A 12526-nucleotide genomic window follows, 5' to 3' on the forward strand; every position below is an offset into this window, starting at 1 on the left:
TGCTTTAGCAACTTTTCAACCACCATGCGACCGGTCAGGCCTGTGGCTCCCAATACCAGAACGTTCATGACATACCCCTGAAAATTGATTAGGCTCACCGTAACACCAGAATCCAATTTGTGCAGTTAAATGGAAGCCCATGCTGAAAATCTCCAACGCCGTTGAACTGGCGGACTGGGAAATTGAAATCACCCAGATACGCGCGCAAGGCGCGGGTGGGCAGAACGTCAACAAGGTGGCATCCGCCGTTCACCTGCGGTTCGACATCCTTAACTCCAGCCTGCCACCGTTCTACAAAGAACGGCTGATGGCGTTACCAGATCAGCGTATCAGCAAAGACGGCATTATCGTGATCAAAGCCCAGTCTTTCCGAACTCTCGAACTGAACAAGGAGGATGCTCTGGAGCGACTGAAAGAGCTCATTCAGGAAGCGGTAAAACAACAAAAGGCCCGGCGCCCAACCAAGCCGACGAAGGGGTCGCAGAGGCGGCGAGTGGACAGCAAAACGAAAAAAGGCAAAACCAAGGCGCTCAGAGGAAAAGTCCAGCTTTGATGCTATTAGTTACCCACAACATCTGTGGATAACTTTGTTAGGAACGAAAGGATAGGCAGTGCAAACCCTTTAATCACAAGGACTGGTTGGATGCGTAGGTTATTTGATCAACCGGTTCATCCATCCGCCTTCAGTGATTAATTTATCCACAGCACAGCAATGGAAGAGCGATGGCATTGCCCTACTTTCTCTGGGCGAAGTCTGGCGTTTTCTGGATACGGCGCCAGACTATCTGGACTGGACAGTAGAAGTCCGTCACCCGGCGTTCTTCGCCAAGGGTGAGGAAGATCGGGCCCTTTTTCTAACGAGTTGCCGTATACCATCCGCGGTGATAATGACTTAGTCGAGGAGTTCGTCTACCGAATCAGCAATCGCCGCATAGAGGTCCCTCGTCGACGCTAACGCGCCGTCATGCACCGCCTGCGCTGAAATTACTCTTCCTCGATCCGCCAGCAAAGGCCTGCTGGCAGTGGTACTGGCCACGACCGTAACGGAGTAACCAAGGTTAAAAGCGCCGTGAGCGGTCGAATTGACACACATGTGGGTCATAAATCCTGCCAGTACCAGGTTAGTCACCCCCTTCGCTTTCAAAAGCTCATCAAGATCTGTATTGACGAATGAGTTCGGATAGTTTTTGGTAACCACCGATTCGCCTTCCAAGGGCGCTACAACATCAGCAATCGCACCGATGTGTTCATTAACATCGTAGGGCGATCCCGGGCCCGCATCATGGCGAATATGGATGACCGGAACACCCAGTGCCCTTGCGCGATCAAGCAGCTTTCGGGCTTCAACCAGGGCCTCCTCAACACCCTCCAGCTTCATAATCCCCTCACGATAGGTGTTCTGGCAATCGATCATAATCAGGGCAGATTCAGACAGCCGGCCTGGTGTCTGGCCGAGCCCCAGAAGCTCACGCAGCGTTGTTGATGCAGTTGTCATACAAATCTCCATATTCGTTATTGTTGGGCTTTCACTGTCCCAAATCTGGCACCGCCCCGTACATGGTACGAAATCACGAATTACTCACGACTTTGGAATAAGGTTTCAAACGCGGTTGAGCGCAGTTGCGACAAACAGCCAATACCCTCTCTTGCACTCAATATTCACTATGATCTAATCAAGTGATCTGCACACTGAGAAGTAAGGAGAGGATATATGTTCAGCCTGGAAAATCGTGTCGCACTAGTCACCGGTGGCGAGCATGGCATAGGCAAAGGCATTGCCGGAGTACTGCACAAAGCAGGCGCCAAGATCGTGATTGGCGGCATTGATGAAGCGGCCGGTCAGCAAGTAGCCAAGGAACTGGGTGGGCTGTTTCTAAAGCTGGACGTGACGCTGCAAAGTGATTGCCAATCTGCGATTGCCGAGATTGAAAAGCAGCACGGGCAGCTGGACATACTGTGCTCAAACGCCGGCATCTTCCCCCAGGCCAATCTGGATGAGATGACCGAAGCCCAGTGGGACCAGGTACACAACGTGAATCTTAAAGGCACCTTCTTCATCGTACAGGCTGCCATGGCACACATGAAGAAACGGAGTTACGGCCGCATCGTGCTGACTTCCTCCATCACCGGACCAATCACTGGTTTCCCCGGCTGGAGCCATTACGGTGCCAGCAAGGCCGGGCAACTGGGGTTCATGCGCAGCGCCGCCCTGGAAATGGCCAATAGCGGCATCACTATCAATGCGGTGATGCCTGGCAACGTTCTGACGGAAGGCCTCCAGGCGCAGGGAGAGGAATACCTCAACCAGATGCGGGCAGCCATTCCCACTCATACCCTGGGAACCCCGGACGATATCGGCCATGCTGCCTGTTTCCTGGCCTCCGAGGAGGCCCGCTACATCACCGGGCAGCAAATTATTGTTGATGGCGGTCAGGTGCTGCCAGAATCTCCGGACGCGATTCCGGGTTGACGTGCTGCAGCAAACAACAGGACACTGAATTCCGCTGATATAGTTGGTTATAAATGCGATGAACCAATGCGGTTCCAATGGGAGCCGCCTCACTCTGGAGGATGCCAATGACAGACGAAGACACCCTGACGGCATTAAAAACCGCGTTCACCTTTATGCCCCAGCCGGTCGAGATCAACCGCTACGAATACGGCGACGATGCCGACCGCATTCTGGCCCAGGTGAACTTTGTACGAGAGATACTGGTCAGTCACGGCATTGACCCGGAGGAGGTGGCCGGCGAGATTAACCCGGACACCTCCCCCAACTCCTGTTACTGAACGGGTTATGCCAAGGCTGTTTTTCGGGCTTGAGCCCCCCGAGTCCATCAAAACGAGCCTCCTGCAAGTCAAAACACAGGTGGCGGGAGCCCGCTGGCAAAGCCGCGGGCAACTGCACCTGACCCTGGCGTTCCTTGGCCAGGTAGAAGATCAGCAGGTGGCGCTGGCATGTGACCTGGTCAGGGAAGTTACCCAATCGCCCTTCGAACTCAACGTTCAGGGGCTGGGCTGCTTTGGCTCCCCGGAGAAACCCAAGATCTTATGGGCTGGCGTATCGCCGGAGAACGAACTCGGAGAACTCCAGAACAACCTGGCAACCAGGTTGACCGCCAACGGGTTCACACTCGAAAACCCGAACTTCAAACCGCGTATCACACTAAGCCGTTTTCGGCACCCGGCGGGGTCGGTTTCCTCGCTGCTGGATAGCCACCAAGGCACCGTGTTTGGATTGATGCCGGTTCGAGACTTCGTACTTTATGAAAGCACGCCAGGGCCGGGAGGTTCTGTTTATACCGTTGTTAAGCGGTTTGCGTTGCAACCCTGACGCTCGCTACCACCCTCAGCGCCGGGGCCTGACCAGAAACCAGCTTGCCAGCACCAACGTCCCAAACAGGGTATAGACCAGAATAAAAACCCAATCGGGGGCGTTGTAGTACAGCATCGTTTGCAGCCAGTGCTGAATGAAGGAGCCCTCATAACCACCCTGCCCGGCCTTTGCACGCAATTCCATTTCCCAGATCGTCAGCGGGCACAGCACGCCAAGCCAGGCCTGAAGCACGACAATACCAATGACCACAAGGTGGCTCAGCCGGAACCAGATGTTTCGAACCCAGTTCCACTGGCGAAAGTAACCAATCAGAGTGGCCAGCAGGCCAAAGATAACGAACATCACCAGCAAGGTATGGAAGGCCAGTAACAAGTCTGCGAGTATCTGGAACCAGTTGGCATCCATAGGCGCCTCAGTTTCAATCGTCTGGATAATCAGAACAACACGTTCCTAGAATACCCTTCTGCAAACCATCATCCGAGGAGAATCCATGATGGATGTCGTCAATGTGTACAACCGGCTGAGCCGCCTACCCATGGGCAAAACCCTGTTCAGCCGCTCGGTTTGCCAGACCGCACCGTACTTCTCAAGCATCTCACCAACGGTGGAGACTCTTGTCCCGGGCCGCTGCGTGGTCACCATGAAAAAACGCCGAAAGGTCACCAACCATCTGAAAACGGTGCACGCCATCGCGATGTGTAACATGGCCGAACTGGCCGGTGGCCTGTTAACCGATGCGTCGGTTCCCAGAGGCGCACGCTGGATCCCCTCAGGTATGACCGTCCAATACCTCAAAAAAGCCAAAACCGATCTGACAGCCACTGCCGATGGGTCTGGCATTGACTGGTCGCAGGAAGGCACCGTGCAAGTGCCGGTTTCTGTGACGGACACCTCCGGCGTGGAGGTTTTTCATGCGCTGATTGACATGAACGTTAAACTTTCAGCTGAATAGCGTTGGTGGTTCAAATAACAACGGGAACAAGGAAGCAGGTTATGGGAAGCTCAAAACTGATCGGTATCGTCCTACTGGTCGTCGGCATTGCCCTGCTCTACTTTGGCTACCAGTCCAGCCAGGCTGTTGGCAATCAAGTGACCGAAGCACTGACGGGTCGCTTCACCGATCAAACCATGTGGTATCTGATTGGCGGTGCAGCGGCAACCGCCGCGGGTGCGTTTCTGACGTTTGTGAAAAACTAGCGAGATTCCCGACCGGGAACACGGCTCCTAACTCCCCACCGGCATTGTCGCCAGCAGTGCCGGGCAACCTAGTGTGTATTACCTAATTCCTTGCAATAGACTTTCGCCGCCTGCTTACCAAGCCAATCCAAGAACAATATCGCTTCCGTGAGCGCAGTAACCCATGGACATTTATCGATACAACGGAGTGTTGTTCTATGCGCACTATTGCACCAAAGAAAACCCTTATCCTTCTGCTCTCCCTCGTTCTGATTGCCGCCTGTACCGCAACCATCAAGCCCGAGTGGACCGGCCTGTATAACCACAAAGCCAACGTGGAATCCGATCGACTGACCTGGCTGGAAGATCTCTCAGTCAACAGCCACGGCGATGTGATGGTCGCGGGCACGACCATTCGCACCGGTGTGGCTAATCGAGTTCAGGATATCCTGCTCGTCCGTTACTCCGATAACGGTCAGCGTCGCTGGGCGGTTGATTTCGACCTGGCCACCGGTGACTACCGCAGTGACGACAGCGCCCTTGCCATGGCTATTGATGGTCAGGACAACGTGTACATTCTGGCCAATCAGTTTAAAGTTTTTGATGACAATACATCGTCCGCCGGTGCCTGGCTGATCAGTGCTGATGCGAATGGCAACGAACGCTGGCGCTATAAGCTCAGTGACAGCAACGAAATGCGCGCCTTGAGCCTCACCAACGACAAGCTTTACGTAACCGGGCCCAGCACCCAGGTATTCAACCTGGAAGGCGCGCCTCTGCTGCACATTGAGCATCCGGAGCATACCGCGCATTCGGTAACCGCTAATGCCAACGGTCATTTTGTCATTGCCAGCGGCCAGGCTGTCAGCCTGTTCAGCGCAAGCGGAGAGCAACTGTGGCAGCAAAGTGGCGTAAGCGGTGAATATCCGGCCGGCGACGTCACCTTCACCATGAATGGCGATATTGTGGCGACCAACCTGCTGGCCGATAACGGCGGCGCCCGCATCTCCCGCTACACGCCGGCCGGCGACAAGCTGTGGACCAGAACCTTCAGCGCGGCTTACAAGAGTTACGGCTTGCCCGGACCAGCCCTGGTGTTCGAAGACTATCGTGGCGACCTGCTGCTGACGGCCTCCAACGCTGATGGCCACCGAATCGTCAAACTCGACGGTGCCGGCAGAACCATCTGGAATAAAACGTCACGCAACGGGATCATTAAAGATGCCGCCTTGAAAGGATCTGATCTGTTTGTGGTTGGCGGTGGCTTTAATGCCAAGTACGAAAGCGACGGCAGCCGCGTGGCGGAATCAAAAGTAGACCGTAACGTGCAGATTACCACCGGCAGCGTAGCCGTAAATGGCAACAAGCTTTACGCCGGCTACAGTGCAGAGAGCAACGGCAGCTTTGCGCTCTACTTGTCTCAGTATCTGGACCGGTAACGATTGTATAGACGGGATAGCCGGTTGCCTCGCTGCCGGCTATCAAAGCTCCTCAAGATACCGCAGCCCGGAAAGCTGGGCCATTTGCCGCTGAATCCAGTCAACCCGCTCCTGCACATAGGCCGACGGTGCGTTCACACTCAAAACCTTCGGGTTTGGTAAAACAGCGGCCAGGCGTGCAGCCTGGGCCTGGGATAGATAGCGTGCCGGCTTGCCGAAGTAGGCCTGGCTGGCCGCCTCCACACCGTAGATACCCGGGCCGAATTCCGCGATATTCAGATACACCTCAAGCACTCTCTGCTTGGGCCAGAGGCCATCGATGGTCACGGCCAGACCCGCCTCAATGGCCTTGCGAGCAAAACTGCGCCCGTTCCAGAGAAACAGGTTCTTGGCGGTTTGCTGGGTGATTGTGCTGGCGCCCCGCAGCCCCTCCCCCGCCTTGTACTCCGACACCGCCTTACGGATAGCATCCACATCCACGCCACGATGATGGGGGAACCGTTGATCTTCACTCGCCACCACCGCCAGCGGCATCCAAGGAGAAATATCCGACAGCGGCACCCACTCATGCCGTAACGGCCGGGGCGGGTTATCAAGTTGATACGCCAACATAAACGCCGACGTGGGAGGGTTCACAAAGCGGAACAGCAGAATAGCCAGCAACAGCAGTGCGATAACGGCACCAAGCACCATCGCAATCAAGCGCAAAGATGTGCGAACAAAAGACCTCTTGGCCATACTAAAACCCACCCACCGGCATCAGCTGAACACGTCACAACCAGCGTTACATGTTAGCCGAGACGACAGGCTTTAGCGGTTACGATATGGAAAGCCCGCGGTAAGCTCAACCCGCAGGAATGAACCGGCCATAACCCATCTCCCGCCCTAATGCGGGAGCCACCTGTTCGTCATCCACCGCCAGCTTGCCGTTGATCAGCACGGTTTTCACGATACCGGGGTTACGGTTAACCAGGCGCTGAAGGTCGAAATTCTCCATGTCACCCCAGTGCACCTGTTCCAGGTTCTGGTTAAATCCTGAGGGGTCCAGCACCACCACGTCGGCCCGGTCTCCTTCCCGGATTTTCCCGGCGTCGATACCAAACCAGTCGGCCTGGTCGCCGGTCAGGCGATGCACCGCCTGCTCCATGGTCATGATCGGGTCGCCCTCCTCAACGGATTCATGCACCAGTTTCAGCATGCGCAGCGGCAGGTTGTAGAACGCCATATTGCGGATATGAGCACCGGCGTCGCTGAAGGTAATGAGAGAGCGAGGATCTTTCACGATTCGCTTAAGCACCGGTTTACGGTGATTGCCCACGGTGGTGTACCAGCGGATTTTCTTACCGAACTCCACCACCAGGTCCAGGAACAGATCCACCACGTGAACCCCCCGGGCCTTGGCCACTTCCTCAAAGTTCTTGCCGATCAGGGACTGGTCCGGGCAGTCGATAATCATGGCGTCGCCAAAGTCACGTTGCCACACCCTGGGGCTCAGTTTTTCGCCGTAGAACTTACGGAACTTACGCCGGTACGCCTCGTCTTTGAGGAGTTCGTTGCGCTCAACCGCGTCTTTCAGGTCCAGGGCCATTTCGCCGGCGCCGAATTCTTCAAAAAACACCACATCGATGCCGTCGGCATACACCGTGAACGGCGTAGGCAACACCTGCCAGCGGAAATCCCCTCGTAACGCATTGGTAAACAACGAGGTCAGGCGGGTCAGGTTGGTGAGGTAGGCACTGCCTTTAAGATCCATCTGGCTGATCAGTGTCGTCTTCAGGGGCCGGCGCAACCAACCCAGGCATTCGCGCACGTACTGCAGAATCTGTAGCGGCGTGGCGGCATTCGGAGCCCCCTGATGCACACGATTATACTGGCGCACGAGCCTGTTCAGGCGCGCTACCTCTTTCCATTTAGCATAAGTGCTGGGCAGGCTCTTGGACCACTCCCGGTCGCCGTCCACCTTGTCCCATTTCAGGCACATGGTGGAGAGCCCCAGAAAGCCCTCATCCAGAGCCTCTTTGAGTAACCTTTCCATGGTTTGCATTTCTTCTTCGGTGGGCTGAGTCGCCAGGTCCGTGGCCCGGCTGAGCCCCATCACCCCTACCCGCAGGTCGCTGTGGCCCAGAAAACTGATCACGTTTGGCCCCAGCGGCACCTGTTTGACATGCTCCACCCACTGTTTGGGGGTAGACCAGGTTTTGTGTTCCTTCAGAATCGGCAGCACCCGTTCCCGAGGCACGGTTTCCACCCGGGTGAAAATGTCGGAAGCGTCTTCGTAATCGCTACAAATCATACTCAGGGAACAGCTTCCAACCAGCACGGTGGTTACACCATGGCGCACGGATTCGGACAAACTCGGGCTAACCAGTAATTCAGCATCGTAATGGGTGTGGGTATCTAGAAAGCCCGGCGTCACCCACTTGCCAGTGGCATCCACCACACGGTCGGCCTGAGCATGATCGATGGCCTCATCAGTGACCTTGGCAACTCGGCCATCCTTGACCGCCAGATTGCGGATGGAAGACGGGGCGCCGGTGCCGTCAAAATACCGGCCGCCTTCAATGATGAAGTCGTACTGAGCCATAGCGGTATTCCCTTTCACTCGTCTTATTCTTGTCAGACCTTTGACCAGCATCGATCGCAGCGTGCTTCGTTCTGGTCTGGGAACACTCAGGATAGCTCAAATACATGCCGTTAGCGCTGCAAAACGGGCCTCAGAATATCAACGTCAACCCGCCAATAAACAGCGCGAGCAGAATCGACAAGCCTATCAAGGAATGCCAATGCTGCTGTCCATCAAACGACTGAACCTATCCAGCCGTTTCAAGGTAGCCCGTTGCTGAGCTTCAGTGGGTTGCTTCGCCATGCTCGCTCCAAACGCTATTCTGCGGATAAAGCCCGATTACTTGGCCATCAATCCAACATAGGCTACGGTGAAGGCGGTTTCCTGGAAGGCTTTCAAACCGGTCTCCTCAAAGTGTATCGGTAGCGGGTTGGCGGCCAGAGTGGATTTGATCAGCGCAGGAGGAAGCAATCTGACTTCCAGGTCCGGGTCGGCAATCAGCTGTATCGTCGCCTCCAGCTTGAAGCTGATGGCACCGCCAGCAAATTTCCCTTTGGGCATGCGTTCCTTGATCGCAACGCGAGTTACCTCATGCTCCGCCATCAATTCCGCAAACGCAGTCTGGAACTGCTCCAAATCTTCGCGCGTGTGATTTTTGCTCAACGACAGCTTACGCACCTTGCTCTCCAACAGGCTGATTTGCCCGCGGTCCAGCTTCAGCAAACACACCACCGCATCGCTACCCGTCAGTTCCACTCCGCAAATAATCATCGCATCCCCATTTTTACGCTCAGCCGCAGCACTTCTTGAATTTCAGACCACTGCCACAGGCGCAAGGATCGTTACGAGAAGGTGCTTTTGTTTTCGTGACGGTGTCGGGTTTTTCCAGCAGAACGGTCAACTCGGCAATGGATTCAACGGCGCCCTCACGGGTATCAACCGTGATGCTCGCATAGAGCCCGGCTTCGGCTACCTGGGCCTCAATTTCTTGCTTACGCGCCTCACTGGTCACCGCCAGGTTCAGCGGGAACTTTTTGCTACCACTCTTCTGACTGGCATTGGTCTTGAACCCGCCATAGGCCGTGTGATGCTGACGAGCGTCTTGCCGGCCTTTAAAGAAAAATTTGTCTGACATGCTGAAATCCTGATGAACGAAAGAGTACCCGGAGGCTCAAAACCACTGCCGGCCGCTGGGCGGAGACGTTTTAGCATGGTTATGGGGCTGAATATATAGGCAGAAGTGCAACCGTCTAAACTGAACAGAGCAAACATCTGAGAGGTGATCAACTCTTTACAGGTCGCACTTCAGCGTAACAAACGCGCTTTTGCCTCATTGATACGTGCAGCAAGGTAGTTGCTGCCGCCACGATCCGGGTGCATCTTCTGCATCATTCGGCGGTGCGCCTGAATGATCTCTTCCCGGCTGGCGCCAGACTGCAAACCAAGAATATCCAACGCTTCGTTCTCAGTGAGCGGACCACCGGAATGGGAGCGATCACCGGAATGCTCGCCGTCGGTATCAGGCTGATCGTCTACGCGCCACGAATCTCCAAACCGGCGATCCAGATAGGTCTCCAGCAATCGCGCAGAATCTTCATCCTGCTTCCGGCAATAACGTAACAGTTCAATGAACTCACTCTCACTCAAATCAGCCAGGTCCCGGTCAGTCATCGGGCCTTTCAGGATTTTGCCGCTCATGGTTCCGGAGTCATGATCCAGACTCATCGCCAGGATTTCGCTGGACACATGGGACTGGTTACCCGGCGTAGCTTTTGCGCCACCCGCTGCACGCCCCAGCAACAAAGAGGGCAATAGCCTCCGCAGCAACGGGAAAAGAAACGCTAAAAGCGCGAATAAAAAATGCAGTCGCCCGGTAACGGCCATCAGAACCAACAAGCCGGTGCCGGCCATCAAGACCAGTTTGATAATCGCGGGCTTGCGTTGACTGGCCGGTTGATTGCTCAGCCAAAACCACGCAACAACCGACAGCACGATAACCAATAACGTTAATGGCACTCAGATACCCCGGGCTCTTCGTTGAATTGGCACAAGCGTTAGCGAACCTGTTGGGTCAGGCGCTTTACTTCCGGAGAACTTCGGCTGGAAAAATCCCGCAAAGCCTTGGCGCCCCCGGAAGCATAGACCGCAACCGCCGCCATAAGATCCTTGAGCATTTGTGGGCTGTTACGATCAAAAGGCGCATAGGCACCTCCAGACAACTGACTCACCTGTTGGAAAACCGCCTGGGCATGGGCATCAGCACCTTCATGAAACATAAACACCGGAGTTCGAAGCATGCCCAGTTCACCGGCGGTATGGCACAACTCATCCACCGGCTCCTCGCAACAATCGCCAATAAATACCACCGCCTTAATGGCTTCTGCGCGGGTTTCTTTGACCGCGTGCGCCAACACTCGGCTGATCTGGGTACGACCACCCAGGCAAGACACGCCGTTCATCAGGTTCAGCAGCTTCTCGGTCTCGGTCACAAACCCCGTTGCTTTGAATTCGCCATAACCACGATAGTAACAGAGCTGGATAGCCAGCCCGCCCAGGTCTTTAGTTGCCAGGAACAGCTCACTCTGCAAGTGGCAGGCTTGATCCCAGGTCGCTTCCCGGCTCGCGGTGGCATCCAACGCAAAGATAAGCCGGCCCTGCGCATTTCCCTGTTGGGGTAACGTCCTAACCTTGTTGATAAACTGATCAATGCTTTGTCTATCAGACCTGGCGCGCAGCTCTTTATCCGACATAAGCCCACCTCATGCGAAGTAATGCCGAAATAACTGCAGCACCAGAGCCACCGCCATTAACGGTATAAGCCACTTCGATATTGTGCTGTAGTCCCGGCTTTCACCCTTGGGGGCGTATTTCTCAATCATTGGAACAATAACGATCAGTGCCAGAAAAAGAACCGCAAGAATGGTTAACAGGACACCCATGATTCTTTACTCCTCCCGCAACTTGGCACGAACCCTCATCAAGACTTCGCCGTACCGGTTTTTTCCCCGACGATCACGACCGCAGCCCCAAAAGTAATCGAAGTTGCTGTTTTCCATAATCTTCTGCTGGCCCGTTTTGAGCAACTCTTCCGCCAGGTGGGAGTAGGTGCGGCAGCGTACGTACACACCCCGGGTCATCACGGTCTCACGCACTTGCTTCCAGTCACGCCGCAGGCTTTTATGGCGTTTTCGGCCCAGCTTTCTTGCCAATACGGGCGTCGCCGCAGCACGTATCATTTCTTGCCGGGCTTCGTCGGTAAATTTCATACCCTGGAAGTAGTGTTCGAGTGTGGGCCAGGTTTTGCCCTCCAACTCAAAACTGAACGCCGCAAAGGTACCGAACGAATTATCCGGATCGGCTCGCGAAACAAACACATCGTTTTCGCTGCCTTCGGGTGAGAAAAGAGACATAACTGCAACCACTTGATGAAGTATGCAATCAGTGTAACCAAACCCTGCTTTCAGATCATCCGGTTGCGCCATACCCCAGGTATCCAAAACGGCAATGCCAACTCACCCCGCTAACGCGGCGCGAACCTTCTTGCTCAGCTGCCCCATATCGACCCGACCCGTGACTTGTGGACGCAGCTCATTCATCACGCCACCCATGTCCTGCATACCCTGGGCGCCAGTGGCAGTGATAGCGGCACGAATCAGGCCGTCCAGTTCTTCTTCAGACAGTGCAGCAGGCATAAACTCTTCAATGATCACCATTTCTGCCCTCTCCTTGTCGCCCAGCTCCTGGCGACCGGCGGCATCGTACTGACTGGCGGCGTCACGGCGCTGTTTGAGCATCTTGTCCAGCACTTTCAAAACATCGTCGTCACTCAGCTCACGGCGTTCATCAATCTCAATCTGTTTCACTGCTGCCTGCGCCATACGCAAAGTGACCAGCCGGATTTTATCCTTGCTCCGCATTGCATCTTTAACCGCGTTGCCCAGTTGTTCCTTAAGTGGTGATTCCGCCATACTCGACCTCTATTGTCTTAAATTTCAAACGTTCATTTAATAA

18 protein-coding genes are annotated in these 12526 nt (G+C 55.0%); 7 read left to right on the forward strand and 11 right to left on the reverse strand.

Features of this window, described 5'->3' with window-relative positions:
• Positions 1-139: 139 nt before the first annotated feature.
• The gene (gene arfB, locus IBX51_RS07825) at positions 140-553 is read left to right on the forward strand and encodes an alternative ribosome rescue aminoacyl-tRNA hydrolase ArfB (RefSeq protein WP_291830460.1); all 414 of its coding nucleotides are present in this window, start codon (positions 140-142) and stop codon (positions 551-553) included.
• Between the two features lie 339 nt (positions 554-892).
• On the opposite strand, the gene IBX51_RS07830 is transcribed toward arfB, so the two are convergent.
• Entirely contained in the window at positions 893-1495 is a 603-nt protein-coding gene (locus IBX51_RS07830; protein ID WP_291830463.1) for a cysteine hydrolase family protein, read from the reverse strand.
• 216 nt (positions 1496-1711) lie between these two features.
• On the opposite strand from IBX51_RS07830, the gene fabG reads away from it, so the two are divergent.
• From fabG to thpR, 3 genes are all read left to right on the forward strand, one after another.
• Positions 1712-2470, forward strand: a complete 759-nt coding sequence (gene fabG, locus IBX51_RS07835) for a 3-oxoacyl-ACP reductase FabG (protein WP_291830465.1) — start codon at positions 1712-1714, stop codon at positions 2468-2470.
• Positions 2471-2577: 107 nt separating this feature from the next.
• Positions 2578-2790 (forward strand): penicillin-binding protein, encoded by a 213-nt coding sequence (locus IBX51_RS07840; RefSeq protein WP_291830467.1) that lies wholly within the window; start codon positions 2578-2580, stop codon positions 2788-2790.
• A gap of 7 nt (positions 2791-2797) precedes the next feature.
• Positions 2798-3334, forward strand: a complete 537-nt coding sequence (gene thpR / locus IBX51_RS07845; RefSeq protein ID WP_291830469.1) for an RNA 2',3'-cyclic phosphodiesterase — start codon at positions 2798-2800, stop codon at positions 3332-3334.
• A 15-nt stretch (positions 3335-3349) separates the two neighbouring features.
• Here the strand turns inward: thpR and IBX51_RS07850 are convergent, their stop codons facing one another.
• Positions 3350-3742, reverse strand: a complete 393-nt coding sequence (locus IBX51_RS07850) for a DUF2784 domain-containing protein (RefSeq protein ID WP_291830471.1) — start codon at positions 3740-3742, stop codon at positions 3350-3352.
• Between the two features lie 85 nt (positions 3743-3827).
• Here IBX51_RS07850 and IBX51_RS07855 point away from each other — a divergent pair, with 85 nt between their 5' ends.
• The 3 genes from IBX51_RS07855 (at position 3828) to IBX51_RS07865 (ending at position 5952) form a co-directional block, all read left to right on the forward strand.
• On the forward strand, positions 3828-4289 hold the full coding sequence (locus tag IBX51_RS07855) for a hotdog fold domain-containing protein (protein WP_291830472.1): 462 nt from the start codon (positions 3828-3830) through the stop codon (positions 4287-4289).
• Positions 4290-4330: 41 nt separating this feature from the next.
• Complete coding sequence (locus IBX51_RS07860; RefSeq protein ID WP_291830475.1) at positions 4331-4534, forward strand: DUF3185 family protein; 204 nt, start codon at positions 4331-4333, stop codon at positions 4532-4534.
• Between the two features lie 197 nt (positions 4535-4731).
• Positions 4732-5952, forward strand: a complete 1221-nt coding sequence (locus IBX51_RS07865) for a PQQ-binding-like beta-propeller repeat protein (RefSeq protein ID WP_291830477.1) — start codon at positions 4732-4734, stop codon at positions 5950-5952.
• Between the two features lie 42 nt (positions 5953-5994).
• Here the strand turns inward: IBX51_RS07865 and mtgA are convergent, their stop codons facing one another.
• The 9 genes from mtgA to IBX51_RS07910 form a co-directional block, all read right to left on the reverse strand.
• The gene (gene mtgA / locus IBX51_RS07870) at positions 5995-6690 is read right to left on the reverse strand and encodes a monofunctional biosynthetic peptidoglycan transglycosylase (protein ID WP_291830479.1); all 696 of its coding nucleotides are present in this window, start codon (positions 6688-6690) and stop codon (positions 5995-5997) included.
• Positions 6691-6796: 106 nt separating this feature from the next.
• A complete protein-coding gene (locus tag IBX51_RS07875; RefSeq protein ID WP_291830481.1) occupies positions 6797-8536 on the reverse strand; it encodes an amidohydrolase family protein in 1740 nt (579 codons plus the stop codon).
• Positions 8537-8854: 318 nt separating this feature from the next.
• Positions 8855-9286, reverse strand: a complete 432-nt coding sequence (locus IBX51_RS07880; RefSeq protein WP_291830483.1) for a DUF3010 family protein — start codon at positions 9284-9286, stop codon at positions 8855-8857.
• A 19-nt stretch (positions 9287-9305) separates the two neighbouring features.
• Positions 9306-9650 (reverse strand): PBPRA1643 family SWIM/SEC-C metal-binding motif protein, encoded by a 345-nt coding sequence (locus IBX51_RS07885; protein WP_291830485.1) that lies wholly within the window; start codon positions 9648-9650, stop codon positions 9306-9308.
• Between the two features lie 170 nt (positions 9651-9820).
• Positions 9821-10531, reverse strand: coding sequence for a molecular chaperone DnaJ (locus tag IBX51_RS07890; protein ID WP_291830487.1), 711 nt, complete (start codon positions 10529-10531; stop codon positions 9821-9823).
• A gap of 38 nt (positions 10532-10569) precedes the next feature.
• Positions 10570-11265 (reverse strand): VWA domain-containing protein, encoded by a 696-nt coding sequence (locus IBX51_RS07895; RefSeq protein WP_291830489.1) that lies wholly within the window; start codon positions 11263-11265, stop codon positions 10570-10572.
• A 9-nt stretch (positions 11266-11274) separates the two neighbouring features.
• Entirely contained in the window at positions 11275-11454 is a 180-nt protein-coding gene (locus IBX51_RS07900) for a hypothetical protein (protein ID WP_291830491.1), read from the reverse strand.
• A 6-nt stretch (positions 11455-11460) separates the two neighbouring features.
• Entirely contained in the window at positions 11461-11925 is a 465-nt protein-coding gene (locus IBX51_RS07905) for an NADAR family protein (protein ID WP_291830493.1), read from the reverse strand.
• A 102-nt stretch (positions 11926-12027) separates the two neighbouring features.
• A complete protein-coding gene (locus IBX51_RS07910) occupies positions 12028-12483 on the reverse strand; it encodes a GatB/YqeY domain-containing protein (protein WP_291830495.1) in 456 nt (151 codons plus the stop codon).
• Positions 12484-12526: the final 43 nt, after the last annotated feature.

The organism is Marinobacter sp., assembly GCF_014859525.1.
GTDB lineage: Bacteria > Pseudomonadota > Gammaproteobacteria > Pseudomonadales > Oleiphilaceae > Marinobacter.